The sequence below is a fragment of the Sediminibacterium ginsengisoli genome (assembly GCF_900167075.1).
Lineage (GTDB): Bacteria > Bacteroidota > Bacteroidia > Chitinophagales > Chitinophagaceae > Sediminibacterium > Sediminibacterium ginsengisoli.
Window position 1 is genome coordinate 412,362 of sequence record NZ_FUWH01000001.1, and the last position, 18,754, is coordinate 431,115.

Annotated in this window: 14 protein-coding genes; 12 read left to right on the forward strand and 2 right to left on the reverse strand. The window is 47.7% G+C overall.

Going from position 1 to position 18,754, the window contains the following annotated elements:
• The first annotated feature begins 9 nt into the window (after positions 1-9).
• The 12 genes from B5D42_RS01980 (at position 10) to B5D42_RS02035 (ending at position 17,209) form a co-directional block, all read left to right on the forward strand.
• Positions 10-381, forward strand: coding sequence for a response regulator (locus tag B5D42_RS01980; protein WP_078829745.1), 372 nt, complete (start codon positions 10-12; stop codon positions 379-381).
• The gene (locus B5D42_RS01985) at positions 381-1,208 is read left to right on the forward strand and encodes a CheR family methyltransferase (RefSeq protein ID WP_078829746.1); all 828 of its coding nucleotides are present in this window, start codon (positions 381-383) and stop codon (positions 1,206-1,208) included. Before B5D42_RS01980 ends, B5D42_RS01985 begins: the two co-directional genes overlap by 1 nt.
• Positions 1,190-1,768, forward strand: a complete 579-nt coding sequence (locus tag B5D42_RS01990) for a chemotaxis protein CheB (RefSeq protein ID WP_078829747.1) — start codon at positions 1,190-1,192, stop codon at positions 1,766-1,768. The genes B5D42_RS01985 and B5D42_RS01990 overlap by 19 nt, the downstream gene beginning before the upstream one ends.
• An 89-nt stretch (positions 1,769-1,857) precedes the next feature.
• Positions 1,858-2,703: a serine hydrolase gene (locus tag B5D42_RS01995; RefSeq protein ID WP_245825525.1), complete on the forward strand. Its 846-nt coding sequence runs from the start codon at positions 1,858-1,860 to the stop codon at positions 2,701-2,703.
• A gap of 133 nt (positions 2,704-2,836) precedes the next feature.
• Positions 2,837-4,192, forward strand: a complete 1,356-nt coding sequence (locus tag B5D42_RS02000; RefSeq protein ID WP_078829748.1) for a 3-keto-disaccharide hydrolase — start codon at positions 2,837-2,839, stop codon at positions 4,190-4,192.
• Positions 4,193-4,229: 37 nt separating this feature from the next.
• Positions 4,230-5,588: a Gfo/Idh/MocA family protein gene (locus B5D42_RS02005; RefSeq protein ID WP_078829749.1), complete on the forward strand. Its 1,359-nt coding sequence runs from the start codon at positions 4,230-4,232 to the stop codon at positions 5,586-5,588.
• An 874-nt stretch (positions 5,589-6,462) separates the two neighbouring features.
• Positions 6,463-9,714 carry a SusC/RagA family TonB-linked outer membrane protein gene (locus B5D42_RS02010; protein WP_217698762.1) on the forward strand — a complete coding sequence of 1,084 codons (3,252 nt, stop codon included), beginning with the start codon at positions 6,463-6,465 and terminating at the stop codon, positions 9,712-9,714.
• 24 nt (positions 9,715-9,738) lie between these two features.
• The gene (locus B5D42_RS02015; RefSeq protein WP_078829751.1) at positions 9,739-11,550 is read left to right on the forward strand and encodes a RagB/SusD family nutrient uptake outer membrane protein; all 1,812 of its coding nucleotides are present in this window, start codon (positions 9,739-9,741) and stop codon (positions 11,548-11,550) included.
• Between the two features lie 84 nt (positions 11,551-11,634).
• Complete coding sequence (locus B5D42_RS02020; RefSeq protein ID WP_078829975.1) at positions 11,635-12,600, forward strand: pectinesterase family protein; 966 nt, start codon at positions 11,635-11,637, stop codon at positions 12,598-12,600.
• Positions 12,601-12,633: 33 nt separating this feature from the next.
• Complete coding sequence (locus tag B5D42_RS02025; RefSeq protein WP_078829752.1) at positions 12,634-14,265, forward strand: glycoside hydrolase family 43 protein; 1,632 nt, start codon at positions 12,634-12,636, stop codon at positions 14,263-14,265.
• A gap of 5 nt (positions 14,266-14,270) precedes the next feature.
• The gene (locus B5D42_RS02030; protein ID WP_078829753.1) at positions 14,271-15,194 is read left to right on the forward strand and encodes an alpha/beta hydrolase; all 924 of its coding nucleotides are present in this window, start codon (positions 14,271-14,273) and stop codon (positions 15,192-15,194) included.
• Positions 15,194-17,209: an alpha/beta hydrolase family protein gene (locus tag B5D42_RS02035; RefSeq protein WP_078829754.1), complete on the forward strand. Its 2,016-nt coding sequence runs from the start codon at positions 15,194-15,196 to the stop codon at positions 17,207-17,209. The genes B5D42_RS02030 and B5D42_RS02035 overlap by 1 nt, the downstream gene beginning before the upstream one ends.
• Positions 17,210-17,213: 4 nt before the next feature.
• On the opposite strand, the gene B5D42_RS02040 is transcribed toward B5D42_RS02035, so the two are convergent.
• Positions 17,214-18,257, reverse strand: a complete 1,044-nt coding sequence (locus B5D42_RS02040) for a LacI family DNA-binding transcriptional regulator (protein ID WP_078829755.1) — start codon at positions 18,255-18,257, stop codon at positions 17,214-17,216.
• Positions 18,258-18,315: 58 nt separating this feature from the next.
• Positions 18,316-18,540, reverse strand: a complete 225-nt coding sequence (locus tag B5D42_RS02045; RefSeq protein WP_078829756.1) for an ArsR family transcriptional regulator — start codon at positions 18,538-18,540, stop codon at positions 18,316-18,318.
• Positions 18,541-18,754 lie beyond the last annotated feature (214 nt).

Sequence of the window (18,754 nt, forward strand, 5' to 3'; positions counted from 1 at the left end):
ACAGAACTTATGAAACCTGGTTCAGAAATACTGATCATCGATGATGATCCGCGTAACATATTCGCTTTATCAGCCGTGCTGCGTGCGAAAGGTTACCAGTGCCGGTCGGTTACCGGTATGAAGGAAGCTTTCGGACTGATGCGGACCGAGAAAAATATCGGCATTATCCTGCTGGATATGATGATGCCTGGTATCGATGGTTACCAGGCTATCCCGATGATCAAGGCAACAGAAGGTTATGAGCATGTGCCGGTGGTTGCAGTAACCGCGCAGGCCATGGCGGGCGATCGCGAGCGTTGTCTTGCCGCCGGTGCAAATGACTATATTTCAAAACCCGTAAACATAGACGAATTGCAGGCTGTTCTGCAATCTTACCAGTGATGGAACGTGCATTGCATATACGTGATGATGAAACGGAGCAGCTGCTCAACGACGTGCAGGTGAAATACGGGTATGATTTTACCAGCTATTCGCGTGCGTCGCTGAAAAGGCGTATCAACAGGCTGCTTCTCCTGGATAAATTTCCCTCTGTTGCGGAGTTCCGGCACCATGTGCTTTCCGAAGAACAGTATATCAATCGTTTTGTGGAAGAGCTTACTGTGAACGTTACCGAAATGTTCAGGGATCCTTCCTTTTATAAAACATTGCGTAATGAAGTACTGCCCATTCTGGCTACACATCCGTTTATAAGGATCTGGCACGCGGGTTGCAGCACGGGCGAGGAAGTGTATTCGATGGCCATATTGCTGCACGAAGCAAACCTGTTGCATAAATCTTTGCTGTATGCGACAGACATCAATCCCGGTGTACTGGAAACATTAGGCAAGGGGATTTTTCCCATGAGCCAGATGAAACAGTATTCGGAAAATTATATCGAGTCTGGCGGGAAAGAAGATTTCTCTTCTTACTATACTGCCAAGTACGACTGGGCAAAGTTCGACGAGGTATTCGGAAGCAAAATGATCATCTCAACACATAACCTTGTGTCTGACCGTTCGTTCAATGAATTCCAGCTCATCTGCTGTCGTAATGTGCTGATCTATTTCGATAAGCCCTTACAGGATAAAGTGCTGGATCTTTTCAATGAAAGCCTGGAGCCGCTCGGTTTCCTGGCGCTCGGCTCTAAGGAGAACCTGAAGTTTGCGCCTGTGGGCCGGCGATTCAAACAGTTCACCGGAAAGGAAAAGATATGGAGAAAGATAAAGTGAGATCATCCTGTTGCCTGGCTGTGATCGGTGGTTCGGCCGGCAGCCTGGATGCGATCCTGAAAATATTACCCTGCCTCAACACTGGAGCTGCTTATGCTGTTGTGATCGTACAACACCGTAAGCCGCTGCAGGATTCTCCGCTGGCGGATATTCTTTCTGACAAAACAGGCTGGAGCGTAAAGGAAGTGGAAGAAAAAGAAACAGTCACGCCGGGTACCGTTTATATTGCTCCCGCAGATTATCACCTGCTGTTTGAGACTGATCACAGCTTTTCACTCGATGCCTCGGAAAAGGTCAATTACAGCCGCCCCAGTATTGATGTCACTTTTGAGTCTGCAGCTGATGTATATGGTTCCTCGGTGATCGGTATCCTGCTTTCAGGTGCCAATGCAGATGGTGTGGAAGGCTTACAGAAGATCAGGGATGCAGGCGGTATCTGTATTGTGCAGGACCCGGCTACGGCAGAAGTTTCCTATATGCCAGCCGAAGCATTACGCAGGCTGCAGCCAGACCTTGTATTGCCGGCCGAAGGAATTGGTATGTACCTGAATGCCATTTGAGTTGTATCTTGGAAAAAAGAACAGGCATGCGCAGACGTTTTCATCCGTTTTTATTCATTATTACTTGTTTAATGCTCTCCGCACAATCTATGGCAGCCACTAACCACAGGCAGGACAGTACGCTGACACAAAAGATACAGCAGCTGCTAAGCGGTCAGCAGGGCGTATTCGCTGTTGCCTTCAAAGACCTTGCTACCGGTGAAACAATCCTGATCAACGAAAAGACGATGTTTCATGCAGCAAGTACCATGAAAACACCTGTGATGATCGAATTGTACAAACAGGCTGCTGCCGGTACATTCTCGTTGCAGGATTCGGCGCTGGTCCGGAATGAATTTAAAAGCATTGTAGACGGCAGCCTTTACCGTCTTGATTCTGCGGTTGACAGCCAGCGCGAACTGTACCGCCGGGAAGGAGAGCGGCTTTCATTGAACGAACTCATCTACCAGATGATCATCCGCAGCGGTAACCTTGCCACCAACATCCTTATTGAAATCCTTGACGGAAAAAAAATAACGGCCACCATGCGCGAACTGGGTGCGCCTGATATCCAGGTGCTGCGTGGCGTGGAAGACCAGAAAGCCTTTGACCAGGGACTGAACAATACCACCACGGCTTATGACCAGATGAAAATCTATGAAGCGCTCGCAAACGGAAAAGCAGTGAATAAAGACGCTTCTGATGCAATGATCCGTATCCTGCTCGACCAGCAGCATAATACCGTGATCCCTGCATTGCTTCCGAAAGATGTGAAAGTGGCACATAAGACGGGGTCAATCACCAGTGTGCATCACGATGCAGGTATTGTTTTTCTTCCGGACGGCCGTAAATATGTCCTGGCATTATTGTCGGCAAAATTCACTTCAGATAAAGAAGCTACAGGGGCAATGGCACGTGTGTCGCAGCTTGTTTACCGGTATATGACCGGTAAGTAGAAAAGGGCTTTGCCGGCTGATGACGATCTGGCTAAATAAAAGGCATATACGATTGAACAGGTTTACAGCAGCTAGTCTTATCTTGTTGCTGACCGGTCATTCATGCCGGTAATATTTCAAATGCTGCCGCTATATGAAAAGAACACTGCATATTGTTTTATTGTTCCTGTTTGCCAATGCCCTCCATGCCCAGTCTTCCCAGGGCTGGCAAAATCTCTTCAATGGAAAAGACCTCAAAGGCTGGAAGCCGCTGAATGGTAAAGCAAAATTTGAAGTGCGTAACGGAGAAATTGTGGGTACTACCGTAGCCGGCGAACCCAATTCTTTTCTGGCAACTGAAAAAGAATACGGCGATTTTATCCTCGAGTTCGAATTCCGGCTGGATCATAACATGAACTCCGGGGTGCAGTTCCGCAGCGAAAGCAAGCCGGAATACATGAATGGGCGGGTGCATGGTTATCAATACGAGATTGATCCTTCACCCCGGGCCTGGACTGCCGGTATTTACGATGAAGCGAGGCGAGACTGGCTTTATACCATGGATTATAATCCCGCAGCCAAATCCGCTTTCCGCATGGGCCAGTGGAATAAATGCCGGGTAGAATGTACCGGCACGTTGATCCGGACATTCATCAATGGTATCAGTGCGGCAAGTATTGTTGACGATATGACCCTGCGGGGTTTCATCGCGTTACAGGTACATGCGATCGGCAAGAGTGATCCTCCGGGCAGGGAGATCCGCTGGCGCAATATCCGCATACAGACATCGAACCTGAAGCCCACACCCCTTGATGATATATTCGTTGCAAACTTCATCCCCAACTCACTTTCAGAACAGGAGAAAAAGAATGGCTATACCTTGCTGTTCGATGGTAAAACCACCAACGGCTGGCGCGGCGCGTATAAAAAACAGTTTCCTGAAAAAGGCTGGGTGGTGAAAGACGGAGCTTTACAGGTACTTCCTTCAGACGGCGGCGAAGCAACCAATGGCGGTGATATTGTTACCCTTAAAACCTATAAAGCTTTTGTATTTGAATTCGATTTCAAACTTACCGAAGGCGCCAACAGTGGTGTGAAATACTATGTAACTGAAACCGAAGGCAACCAGGGTTCGGCTATCGGGCTTGAATACCAGGTGCTCGATGATGAAAAGCACCCCGATGCAAAACTGGGATCCATCGGTAACAGAACACTTGCCTCTTTGTATGACCTGATCCCATCGATAAAAGAACCGCGTGCCAGGAGAAAAATAGGCGAGTGGAATAAAGGTGTGATCATCGCATATCCGGATGGCCGCGTGGAGCATTTCCTGAATGGCTGGAAAATGCTGGATTACAAAAGAGGCAGTCAGTATTTCTACGCACTGGTTGCAAAAAGTAAATATGAAAAATGGCCCAATTTCGGAATGGCGCCTGAAGGACATATCCTGCTGCAGGATCATGGAAACAATGTGAGCTACCGCAGCATCAGGATCAGGGAACTGAACTGATTTTACACGTTATTGATCATCACATAAAACGATTGTTATGTCTGTTAACCGGAGAAAATTCATCAGCCAGGGACTCCAGGCTACTGCGGGCGTATATGCTGCCAGCCTGGGTTTCAGCGCTAAAAGTTATGGTCGTATCATCGGTGCAAATGACCGGGTAAGAGTTGGTGTGGTGGGTTATTCGGACCGGTTCCGCCAGTCGCACCTTCCTTGTTTTGAAAATCATTACAAGGAATTGAATTTCGATATTACAGCAGTTTCGGATTTGTGGAAGCAAAGACGTGAAGAAGGCGCGGCATTGCTTAAGGAGCGGATGGGACATGACATCACAGCCTGCCGGAACAACGAAGAGTTATACGCTCAGAAAAACATAGATGCTGTCTTTATCAGCACAGCAGATTTTCAGCATGCGCTGCATGCGATAGAAGCGGTAAAAGCCGGCTGCGATGTTTACGTGGAAAAGCCTTTTGCCGAAACGATGGAAGATAACCGTGCTGCGTTAAAAGTGATCAAGGCTTCAGACCGTATTGTACAGATAGGATCGCAGCGCCGGAGCGGCAATAATTATAAGGCGGCAGCTGACTTTATCGCTTCCGGAAAATTCGGCGATATCACTATGGTAGAGCTCAGCTGGAATGTAAACCAGCCCGGCCGCTGGCGCAGACCGGCACTGGTAGCGCAACTGAAACAGGAAGATACCGACTGGAAACGCTACCTGATGAACCGGCCTTTTGAAGCCTGGGATCCGCGCAAATACCTCGAATACCGTTTGTTCTGGCCTTACTCTTCGGGCATGCCCGGACAATGGATGTCGCACCAGATCGATACAGTGCATTGGTTCACCGGCCTGAAGCATCCGCGCAGTGTGGTTGCCAACGGAGGCATCTATAAATGGAAAGATGGTCGAAAAAACTGGGATACCACAACGGCCGTGTTTGACTATGGTCCTGAGAACGATCGTTCCGCCGGCTTCCAGGTAGTGTTCACTTCCCGCATGCACAACGGCGACGAAAGCCCTGCCGAGATTTATTATGCGAATGGAGGTGAGCTGAACCTCATCACCAACAAAGTATCTCCCAAAGGTGGATTAAAAGAACAGGCCGCAGCGGCAATGAACATGCCCGCCAACCTGCTCCCCGAACTGAACCTGACGGAAAAAGCCATAAAAGTTGCTACAGCCGCCAATACAGGTGGGGACGCCCTTACCTCCGCGCACATACGCAACTGGATGGAATGTATCCGCAGCCGGAAACAACCCAATGCACCTGTGGAAGCGGGTTATTATCATTCCATTGCCACCATCATGACCAATGCAGCCGTCCGTACGGGCCAGAAAGCTACCTTCGATGAGAAGACACAGGAAGTGATGGCTGGTGGTAAGGTTTTTAAATGGTAAGGAGGGTGAGGGCGTACCTGCGGCACAGTGAGGGTGCGCCCGGAGTGCGGTGAGGGGAGCGAGGGGCCTGTGACCAAGTGACCAGGGTGGGCAGCTTTCCTAGTCTCAGGCCAGCTTAAATCCGCGTACCGCTCTCTTAGAGAAGCTTCTAAAAAAATGGATCATGCCAATCAAAAACTGGGGCATGATGCTTGATCAGTTCTTAACTATAACAGGGTCAGAATTTAAACTCGTAAGCCCTGTTTTGAAAGTTTACAGACTTAATGGGATAGTCCCAAGACTGCCCAAGCATTGGCAAGGAGCAACCTCACCCACCTCACCGTGCAGCATGCACCCCTCACTTCTGCATACTACGCTTACTTCACCGCCAACCCCTCACATCCCCTCACCGTGCAGCATTCACACCCTCACTTCTGCATACTACGCTTACTTCACCGCCAACCCCCTCACATCCCCTCACCGTGCCACAGGCACACCCCTCACTTCCGCATACTACGCTTACTTCACCGCCAACCCCTCACATCTCCTCACCGTGCCACAGGCACACCCCTCACCTGGCACAAACATCCTCTCTAAACCCCACATCACCAGCCAATTACCCCCTCCTTCCTTAGTTGACAACGTTACCGGGAACGATTGCGTAGAAAAAAACTTCCCAACACTTCATCATATCTGCGGATAAGTGTAGCATTGACTTAGTAAATGAGCACTAAAGCGACAGCATAGTGAGATTTGCTTTATAAAACTGCTTGCCATGAACCGGAATCAATCATACTTTCCTGTTTCTCTTGCCGCCTGTGGCAGCAACTCCCTTCCTTTTATCATACAGAAAACAAAATCAGAACAATCTACCGATTGCTTAAACCGCTTGCGTATGCCTAAGAACATGAAATGTATCTGCCTTATGGCCATTGCCATGCTGTTGTGCTACATCCCGCACCAACTGCTGGCACAAACAAAATTTGAAGTGAAGGGCCGGGTCCTTTCATCCGATAACCAGCCGATTGAAGGGGTGAATGTCATCCAGAAAGGCAACCGCCAGGCCGGAACAGCCACTGATAAAGACGGTCAGTTCCGTATACTGGTTGAGAACAACAAAGCTACGCTTGTTTTCTCCGCTGTAGGTTATACAGCGCATGAAGAAGCGCTCAACGGACGCAGTACACTGAATGTGAAAATGACTCCTGAAGTAAAAGAAGTGGATGAGGTTGTAGTGATCGGGTACCAGTCTGTAAGACGTAAAAATCTGCTTGCTTCAGTTGCAAGCGTGAGCTCCAAAGACCTGAAAGACATCCCTGTTAACTCCGCTGCCGAAGCACTTAACGGTCGCCTGGCCGGTGTTACCGCCACTACTGCAGAAGGCTCTCCCGACGCTGATATCCGTATCCGTGTTCGTGGCGGTATGTCTATCACCGGTGATAACTCACCTTTATATATAGTGGATGGTGTTCAGGTTGAGAACGGGCTTTCTGCCATCTCTCCGCAGAATATCCAGTCGATCGACGTACTGAAAGACGCTGCAGCTACCGCTATCTATGGTGCGCGTGGTGCAAATGGTGTGATCGTGATCACAACAAAAAGCGGCCGTACCGGCAGACTCACTGTAAGCTATAACGGCTTTGTTGGCGTGAAATCCTTAGCTAAAAAACTGAATGTGCTCAATCCTTATGATTTCGTGGTTTATCAGTCTGAGCGTTCAAGGGGAAGCAGTACAGACAGCGCCACTTTCACGAAGAATTTCGGAACAACCTGGGATACACTGAACAATTATAAGAACGTACCTGTGGTTGACTGGCAGGACGAGATCATGGGTAAAACCGGCGTAATGCAGACGCATAATGTGAATGCAATGGGCGGTACCAAAAACCTGACTTACAATTTTGGTTACACTTATAATGATGATAAAGCGATCGTGATCAATTCACAATACAAACGTCACCTGCTTAATTTCAAAGGAGATTACAAGATCACATCAAAACTGAAATTCGGACTGTCGACCAGGTACACGCACACTGATGTGTTAGGCGCCGGCGTTTCTTCAGATCAGGGTTCTGCTTACAACAGGCTGCGTAACGCAGTTAAATACAGGCCATTCCTTTCTTCAGGACAGGATATCGACGATAACGATCCTTATGCAGACCCTAACGTAGGTAACAGCCTGAACCTGGTGAACCCGATCCTGCTGGCAGGTGCAGAGTACCGAAAAAAATCGACCGATGTATTCAATGCTATAGCTAACCTTAGCTATACCATTGCAAAGAACCTGACCTTCAGATCAACATTCGGCTATGACAGGACCAACCTGGTAGACCGCCAGTTCCTGGATTCCCTTGCACCTTTCTCTGTACTGCAGGGAAGCAAAAAACCGGTTGTTCAACTTGATACATCCTATAAAACCATCTATACAAATTCGAACGTACTCACTTATTCAGTATCCAACTATAAGAACAGGCACAGCTTTGATGTGCTGCTGGGAGAGGAAACTTATGACCTGCGTACGGAAAGCCACACTACATTGCTGAGGAACTACCCCAACAATATCGGTCATGATGATGCGTTCGGTCAAACCAATCTCGGAACACCGTTTGTCGGTTATCCGCGCATGGGTAAAACAAGGTATACCAGCCTTTCTTTCTTCAGCAGGCTGAATTATACCTATCTCAACAAATACTATTTCTCGTTCAATGTGAGAGCAGATGGCGCGTCTAAATTTGCAGATGGGCGCAAATGGGGTTATTTCCCTGCGGGTTCAGTTGCATGGCGCGTGAAGAACGAGGATTTCATGAGCAATGTGAAATTCATCAGTGACCTGAAATTCAGGGCAGGTTTCGGTACCGTGGGTAATAACAGGATCAATGATTACCTGTTCCTGACCACATTCAAGAATGATGGAGCTTATTACTATGGCCTCAATAACCAGGCTGTAAATGCTTACTATTCTTCAGGTCTTGTGAACGAGGCACTGCAGTGGGAATCTACTGTTAACAGGAATATCGGTGTAGATATCAGCCTGTTCAAAGACAGGTTAAGCCTGAGTGTTGATTACTATAACAACAGCTCTAAAAACCTGCTGCTGAATGTTCCGATCGCATCTACCTATGGTTATGCAACACAACTTCAGAATGTAGGCCGTACCTCAAACAAAGGCCTGGAGATCCAGCTGAATGCAACCCTGGTACGTAAGCAGGACTTCACCTGGACGGCCAGCTATAACATGTCGTTCAACAAGAACAAAGTTGAACAGCTTGGTGTAAACCAGAATTCATTCTTCCCGGCAGCGAGCTGGGGTGTTTCCGGTCAGCCGACAGATTATATCATCCGCATAGGCGATCCTGTAGGATCTATGTGGGGGCTTGTAACCGACGGATTCTACAAAGTATCTGACTTCGATTATAACACAGCAACAAGTGTGTACACACTGAAAGCAGGTGTAGTGAATAACTCAGCCATCATCGGACCTGTACAGCCGGGTTCGATCAAATTCAAGGATCTGAATGGCGATGGTGTGATAGACCTCAACAACGACAGGAAGATCATCGGAAATCCGAACCCTAAATTCACAGGTGGTCTGAACCAGCAATTCACTTACAAGCAATGGGATATGAGCGTATTCGTGAACTTCTCTTACGGAAACGATATCTACAATGCAAACAAGATCGAGTTCACCAACGGTTACACCAACAACTCCAATATGCTCGCCATGATGGAGAACCGCTGGAGGGTGGTAACAGCAAACGGACAGACTGCACAATATGTGAACAGTTCAAACCAGGTGGTGGGTATCGCGCCTGATCAGCTTGCGGCACTGAATGCCAATGCAACCATCTGGCAGCCGCTGAAGAGCGCCGGTGCTTTCTATCCGCATTCATGGGCAATCGAAGACGGTTCATTCCTTCGTATCAATAACGTGACCATCGGTTATAATATGTCTTCGAAAAGTATCCGTAAAGCAGGTCTGAGCAAACTCCGTTTCTATGTAACTGCGAACAACCTGGCAGTACTGACCAGCTATACCGGTTACGATCCGGAAGTGAGTGTAAGGAACAGCAACCTGACGCCAGGCCTCGATTACTCAGCGTATCCTAAAAGCCGGACATTCATTTTTGGTATCAATGCAACATTCTAATCAACACACAATAAACATTGCTATATGAAGAAGAAATATTTTTATAAACTTACATTCATCGCAGGAGCAGGATTATTGTTACTGTTGGGCGGCTGTAAAAAATTCCTCGACCAGCAGCCGATCACGGAAGTGAGTGCTGAAATGGTTTTTAAAGATGTACCCAGTACCTATAAAGCGATTGCAGGCGTTTACAGCCGTTTAGTGGGCGATGCGGGTTTCGGTATCCGTCTGAGTCTTTACTATACCGTTGATACGGATGAGATGCAAGGTCCTACCGGTGCTTCCGACAATGACCGCAGGGATATTGCACGTTATATCGCAACATCCACCAATGCGCAGCTCACTAACCCGTTCAACCAGCTTTTTACAGGGATCGAATATGCCAATATCTGTATTGCCAACATTCCTAAAATGGCAATGTACAATAACGGCTCTGAACAGGAAAAGAAACAACTGCGCAGGATGTATGGCGAAGCGCTGGCATTACGTGCCCAGTACTATTTCCAGGCTATCGTTAACTGGGGCGATGTACCTGCGCACTTCAACCCGGCTTCTGTAGATGCTGCAACCAATCCATTCCCTGTACGCACAGACCGCGATACCATTTACAATCGCCTGCTGGAAGATCTGAAAACAGCAGCTGACCTCGTACCATGGCGTAATGAAGTTGCCGGCATCGGCGACCAGATCGATGAGCGCCTGACCAAAGGTTCCATCAAGGCTCTGAGAGCGCGTATCGCTTTATTCAGAGGCGGATATGCGTTGCGCAAAGACGGTACGATGAAAAGAGGCTCAGATTACCAGACCTATTACCAGATCGCAAGGCAGGAATGCAGCGAGATCATCGCTTCTGCACAACACTCTCTGAACCCGAGCTATAAGGCACTGTGGAAAGACCAGGTAAATGCAAGAGCCGTAGCTGACCCCAACGGTGAGCTGATGTTCCAGGCATCAGGTATCGGCGCTTCAGGTGCGGAAGATACCAAGCTGGCTTATTATAACGGTCCTACTGTAGGATCTTTCGGTAATAAAAGTATCAATGTGCTGCCTAACTATTTCTATCTGTTCGATTCTACAGACCAGCGTCGTGATGTAACCTGTGCCGTGTACAATGTTGCTGCCGATGGTGCCACCAAAGTGGGCCAGGCTATCACTGCAATTGTTGATGGCAAATACAGGCGCGACTGGATCACTAACCCGGTTGTAGCTCCTACCAATGCGGTACAATACTTCGGTTTGAAATGGCAGATCCTGCGTTATTCAGACGTACTTCTGATGTATGCAGAAGCTGAAAATGAGCTGAACCCGGCACCAACTGCCGCAGCTTTCAATGCAGTGAACCAGGTGCGCAGGAGAGGTTACGGGAAACCGATCAATACACCTGATGCAACGGTTGACCTGCCTTCAACGCTGGACAAAAATGCATTCTTCACCGCCATCGTAAAAGAGCGTTCTCTCGAGCTGGGTGGTGAAGGTGTTCGTAAGTTTGACCTGATCAGGTGGAACATGCTGGCTGCCAAGATCGCAGAAACAAAAGCGACACTGCTGGCTATGTCTAACCTCTCAGCACCTTACAATACATTACCTATTGCTATGTATTACAAGAATAACTCAACTGCTGATGATGCAACCCTCTGGGCTAACTCATTCTACAAAACAGCGCCAACAGCAACACCTGCCGGTACAACCAAAGTAACCTGGTTCAGTGCTGCAATCAATACCACAGCACTGTCGCGTTATGCTACAGGATTTACTACCGGTAAATCAGAATTGAACCCGATACCACAACCTGCCAGGGACGCTAACTTTAACCTGTCGCAGAATCCGGGTTATTAAAATTACACACGGCATCAGCTGATGATCGTATATTTAGTAAGGCTGCCTGAGGGTGGCCTTACTTTTTTCATAACATCTTTTTTTATGAAGAAGACAATACTGCTCCCGTTTTTCCTGGTATTGATGATCGCAACAGCCGCACAGCAACAGATATTGAAAGTAAATGCTGACGGCAAAGGCGGTTACAGCTCCATCCAGGCCGCGATCGATGCAATACCTGCGGGTAACCAGACACCGGTTACCATTCACGTCAGTCCCGGTGTTTATAAAGAACGTGTAGTACTGCCGGAAGGAAAAGATCATGTAACCATTGAAGGAGAAAATGCTGCTACTACGCTGATCACCTTTAATAACCACACTGGTACTGTTCTGCCTGGCGGCGACACGATCAACACCTGGACCTCGGCAACCTTTTTTATTTATGCCAGTGATTTTACCGCAAATAATGTCAGCTTTGAGAACAATGCCGGAATGACGGCAGGTCAGGCTGTTGCAGTATTTGCGAATGGCGACCGGCTGATGTTCAATAATTGTCGTTTTCTCGGATTCCAGGATGTATTATTCTGCAGCGGAATCAACAGCAGGCAGTATTATCGCAATTGCTACATCGAAGGCTCTACCGATTTTATTTTTGGTGCTTCAACGGTTGTCTTTGATCATTGCCAGATACACAGCAAAAAGAATTCTCATGTTACGGCGGCGTCTACACCTCAGGATAAACCGTATGGTTTTGTATTCCTCGATTGCAGGCTGACCGCTGATACCGGTATTACGAAAGTTTCACTCGGCAGACCCTGGCGTCCTTATTCGGCAGTGGCGTATCTCCGTTGCGAGATCGGTGCGCATATTGTTCCGGAAGGCTGGAATAACTGGAAGAACCAGGAGAATGAAAAAACAGCCCGTTATGCCGAATACAGGAATACTGGCCCTGGTGCAGCTTTGAACCAGCGCGTTTCCTGGGTGCGCCAGCTTACAGAAAAAGAAGCAGCGGGTTACACTGCCCTGAACATACTTGGCAGCTGGATCAAAAATGGTTCAGTCAAAAAATAAAATGTATCATCATTAGAAGCAAGCTATCCGATCATGAGAAGGATACCGTTTATATTATGGGTAGTATTGCTGCAGGGTGCAATAAAAGCACAGCCGCCCGCAGCAGTTTCAAAAGTGTGGCGTGCTGATAACGGGAACGGTACGTATAAAAATCCGGTACTCAATGCTGACTATTCAGATCCTGATGCCATTCGCGTTGGGGAGGATTATTACATGATCGCTTCTTCTTTTGAAGCGATTCCGGGGCTTCCCATATTGCATTCCAAAGATCTTGTGAACTGGTCATTGATTGGTCACGCTTTGAAGAGACAGCCGCCGTTTGATCATTTCTCCGTGCCCCGTCACGGTAACGGTGTATGGGCTCCTGCCATACGTTTTCATAAAGGCGAATTTTATATTTATTACCCCGATCCTGATTTCGGTATCTATCTCACCAAAGCCAAAGACCCGCGCGGACCATGGTCTGAACCTTTGCTGGTTGAATCCGGTAAAGGCCTTATTGATCCTTGCCCTTTATGGGACGAGGATGGACAAACTTATCTCGTTCATGCCTGGGCCGGAAGCCGCGCTGGGATCAAAAGCATTATCACGATCAAAAAAATGAATACTGAAGGAACGCAGGTTACCGATGCAGGTGTGCTAGTATACGATGGCCATGAAAATGATCCGACGATCGAAGGGCCTAAGTTGTACAAACGGAACGGGTATTACTACATTTTTGCACCGGCCGGTGGTGTTTCTACCGGATGGCAGCTGGTACTTCGATCGAAGAATATTTATGGGCCTTACGAACGGAAAGTTGTAATGGATCAGGGACAATCACCTGTGAACGGTCCGCACCAGGGCGCATGGGTTACTACACAAAAAGGTGAAGACTGGTTCCTGCATTTCCAGGACAAAGGCCCGTATGGTCGAGTGGTACATCTGCAACCCATGGAATGGAAAAATAACTGGCCTGTAATCGGAGTTGACAAAGACGGTGATGGCAAAGGCGAGCCCGTTCTGCAATACCGCAAACCCGATACAGGGCGCAGCTGGCCTGTGCAGACACCGCCGGATACAGATGAATTCAACGGAACATATTTAAGTCCTCAATGGCAATGGCAGGCAAATCCGAAAGGCACGTGGGCATTCATGCATGTTGCAGCAGGGGTATTACGTCTATTCAGCGAGCAGCTGCCAGACAGTGCCATCAATCTCTGGGATGCGCCGAATGTATTGCTGCAGAAATTTCCTGCGGATAGTTTTATGGTCACAACAAAGCTTAACTTCAAACCCAATACGAAGCTGGAAAGTGAAAGGACCGGTCTTGCAATTATGGGTCTGAACTATGCAACATTAGGATTGAAGAGCACCAACAACGGTATATATCTTGTGCAGGGTACCTGTACTGATGCAGCAAAAGGAAACAAAGAAAAGGAAGTCAGTATCCGGAAGATAACAGAGGCAACAGTGTATTTACGGGTAAAAGTTACTGCAGGAGCAATCTGTACTTTCAGCTATAGCACAGACGGGTTGAATTATACCGATGCAGGCACTTCGTTTCAGGCAGCAGAAGGCCGCTGGATAGGTGCAAAAGTTGGCTTATACTGCACAAGGACATCCCGTACCAATGATGCAGGTTATGCAGATGTGGACTGGTTCCGGGTAGAACCCATAAAATAACAGGTATGAAGAATTACTGCGTTTTATTTTGCCTCATTCTTGCAATACAAAGCGGGGCGCAACAATTCATTCCGCTCTGGCCGGAAGGTGCAAAGCCAAATGATAACGGTCATCTTGTAAAAGACAGTATTGCCGCAGAGCGTATCTGGAAGGTAGGCACACCTGGCCTTTACGCTTTCCCGGTGCCTGAAGCGGAGAATAAAGGAACCACTGTGATGATCTGTCCGGGCGGCGGTTACGAAAGACTATCGCATATTTATAATGGCTTCCAGATGGCGCGCTGGTTCAATTCCATCGGCATCAATGCCTATGTGCTGATCTACCGGTTGCCGCACCAGGCCGATCTTGTAAAACGTGAAACCGCAGCCTGGCAGGATGCTCAACGTGCTATGCGCCTGATCAGAGCCAACGCCACTGCATGGAAAATCAAGGCAGATAAGATCGGTGTGATGGGTGTTTCGGCGGGCGGACACCTGGCCAGCACGCTTGCTATTCACACAGAAGATGTCAGCAACATTCAGGACTCGCTTACCAATGTTTCCTTCCGGCCTGATTTTATGATCCTGCTTTCACCTGTGATCACAATGGGAAAATTTGCGCATGGCGGGAGCAAAAGAAACCTGCTGGGCGCAGACACACTTGGCGCAAACCTGCAACGGTTTTCCTCTGAGCTCAATGTTACGGCACAAACGCCACCAACATTTATTGTGCATGCCTATAACGATAACAGTGTGCCTGTACAGAACAGCTTGTTGTTTTACAATGCCCTGATAGAAAAGAAGGTTAATGCGAGCCTGCATGTGTTTCCGCAGGGCGCTCATGCTATTAAACTCCGGGATAATCCGGGATCCGTTGAATACTGGAGCCAGCTTTGCGAAGCCTGGATGAATGAAATGAATTTTACCATACCCGTTAATGCCAGGAAATAATGTCCTTATCCGTACGCCGTAAATATCTTATTGTTTGCCTGTGGATCGCGGGCATTTTCATGCTGTTGTATGTAAGAGCAAATGCACAGAAACAATATAACGTGCTCGACTGGAAGCCTGAATATTCGTTAAACAGTTTCCTGCTTCAGCAAATGCATGCGCAATACGACGCGAGGAAGATAAATTTCAATAAGGCACTGGCATCCCGAAACGCAGCGCAGCAATATGTTGCGGATTGCAGACGAAAAGCTCAAATATTATTCGGGGAAAGGCCGGATCAAAAAGGAATCCCGGAAGTCAAACTGACCGGAACCATCAGGGCTGCCGGTTATCGTATAGAAAAGCTGTTGTATAAAAACAACGGCCATCACGTTACAGCCAATCTTTACCTTCCTTCAGCCGACCGAAAACTACCTGCGGTGGTACTGCTATGCGGGCACGAAGACGCGGCAAAGGCAACTCCTTCCTATCAGCAAACAGCTATCCTTTTTGCGAAGAACGGGTTTGTGGTTTTCGTGATCGATCCTTTATCTCAAAGCGAACGTTACCAGCTTACAGACCAGTCAGGCAAGCCGTTAACACGAGGCGGAACTACCGAACATACTTTGCTCAACCAGGCTGCGAATCTGCTCGGCACTTCCATGCCTGCAGATGAATTGTGGGATAATATGCGGGGCATCGATTATCTCGTTACAAGAAAGGAAGTAGACAGCACGCGTATCGGCTGTATCGGAAATTCCGGCGGCGGGATCCAGACCATTTACCTGGCGGCAATGGATAAAAGGGTCAAAGCCTTTGCGCCCTGCAGTTATCTCGCTTCGCGCGAACGTACACTTGAATTGACAGGTCCGGCCGATGGCTGTGCGCAGGTTCCGGGTGAAGGTCGCCTGCAGCTGGAGATGAATGATTTTTTACTGGCCGCCGCACCGAACCCCATGCTGATACTGGCCGGCCGATTCGATTTCATTGATTACCGTGGTGTTGAAGACGCATTTCATGAACAAAAGCAGTTATACAGGGTACTCGGATATCCCAACAACACAACATTGTTCACTTATGATGATGGTCACGGCATATCAAAACCAAAACGTGAATTCGCAGTAACCTGGTTCCGTAAACAATTCTATAAAGACACAACGCAAGTCCGCGAACCAGAATTGCAATTGTATACCCCGCAGGAATTACAGGTAACAACTACCGGCCAGTTGAATAGTTTTCTGCAGAACGAAGAAACGCTGCCGCAAAGAAATCTCCGGCTATTTGAGTCAGGCGAAGAAAAAAGAAAACACTTTACTTCCCTCCCGGATAATGATCTGAAAAATGCTATTGCAAAATTACTTGGTATCAATACCGCCGGTAAACTGACAGCAGAATCAAAAGGGATCATTAAAAACGGAAATATTACTTACTACAAATGGATCGTCAGAAAAGATGGTGAAATCCCTTTGCCTTTGATGATAGCGTATCCGGATGTAAAAGCAACAAAGCTGACAATCTATACAGGCACCCTCGGCAAAAATCGGCTTGCGGATAGTGTAAGTCTTATAAACGAACAGTTGCGCTCCGGTTCAGCTGTGATACTTTGTGATGTACGCGGTACAGGCGAGACCGCAGATAAAGCTGAATTCAACGACCCCAAATACTATAATAAGGATTACCGTAATGTAATGCTGGCTTTACATACAGGAGCAACACTGACAGGACAAAGAACCACTGACCTGTTGTCGCTGATCGATTTTGTAAAAACAGACCCTGTCCTGGTTAACCTGCCCATAGAAATGCATGCCGACGGAGCGCCTGCACTTGCTGCACTGCATGCGTTGCTGTTCAGGAAAGAAATTTCAGCACTTTATACCGATGATCGTATCCGCTCCTTCCGCGATATACTTGAACGTTCCACAGAGCAGGACTGGTATGCATACGTAATACCCGGCATACTGGATTATTACGATATTCCTGACCTGGTTAAAATCGCAGGAATGGAAAAGGTCCACAATACAAAAGGCAGGAAATAATAACCTATTTCTTTTTTGTCTTCTTCAATGACGATTCGCGGATAAAAAGATGTGGCTGCAATACCTGGGTTTCAAAATCTTTTACAGGTCTCTTACTTTCGATCAGGTCAACAAGCAGGTTAGTAGCAACCTGGCCTATTTCAAATGCCGGCTGCCTTACAACTGACAATGAAGGTGAGAGCAATTCAGTAAGGTCAATATTGGAAAAACCCAGCAGTGCAATATCTTCCGGCACCCGAATATTACGGGCTTTAAAATACCGGAGGCAGTTGGTGGTAAGTTTATCGGCAGTGGCGAAAATGGCGTCAGGTTTTTTCTTCTGAGACAAAAGCTCATCCATAGCCTGTTCCACTTCCTCATAGATCAGTCCGCCATGAGGGCAATATTTAACCAGGCTTTCATCGTAAGGTAACCCATGCTGCGCTAGCCCTTCTTTATAACCGGCTAATCTTTCCCGGGTAATAGACAGGTATTCGGAATTAGCCAGGGCTGCAATATGTTTATGGCCTGTGGCCGCCAGGTGGGCTGTTGCTTCGGCGGCGCCTTTGAAATTATCTACAGTTACTTTGTGCGTATCGATATCCTCCACGATCCTGTCAAAAAATACGATCGGCAGGCCCCGTGCATGCAGGCTTTGCAGGTGTTCAAGATCTTTGGTTTCGGAAGAAACGGAGACAAGCAGGCCATCTATCGAACGTGAGGCAAGGTATTGTACGTTGATCAGTTCCCTGTCGTAAGATTCATGGCTCTGCGCAATGATCACATTATAGCCCTTATCGTACGCAATCGATTCGATACCGTTGATGATCTGGGAGAAAAAACTGTTTGCGATCTCACAGACAATGATGCCGATTGAACGGCTCCTTTTTTCCTTCAGGCTTAGTGCGATCGGGTTAGGCCTGTAATTGATCTTTTCAGCGTACTCCAGCACCAGTTTTTTGGTTTCCGGGCTGATTTCATAGCTGTCACGCAGGGCCCTGGAAACGGTAGAAGTGGAAAGTCCGAGAGCTTTGGCGATGTCTTTTATGGTAACTGCTTCAAATTTCATTACAGGCGGATAAGATTCGTCTCGCCTAAAATTAAGCTATTTATCATAAAGCGGGAGGTCAGGCCAGGGCGCCGACCGTTTCCTGTTTGATGCGGCTGAGGTCAACACCCATTCTTGTAAAGGCTTCCACGCCTTTTTCAGTCACATAAAAATGGGCATCGGAAGTATCAGTTGCGGCGATCCAGCCTTTTTCGATGAAGCTGTTCAGCAACAGCGTACCCAGTTTTCCGCCGAGGTGATCGTAGCATTTTTTGGCAGGTATAACAAGTGTATTCCGGTTCATGGGGAAGTGTTGAATTAAAGATAAAAAAAATGCCGGACATTTTCCCGGTACGATATGCAGGACACGGGCGCAACGGAAATCGTTACCGGGAACGTTTGCGTAAAAAAACACCCGGAATATGCATCTTTCCCGGGAATAACTGTGTAGACTTGTTACCTGATAACGTGAGTGTCACGGATGCAGAGAGATGATCGCCCATAATTTGCTTTGCTAT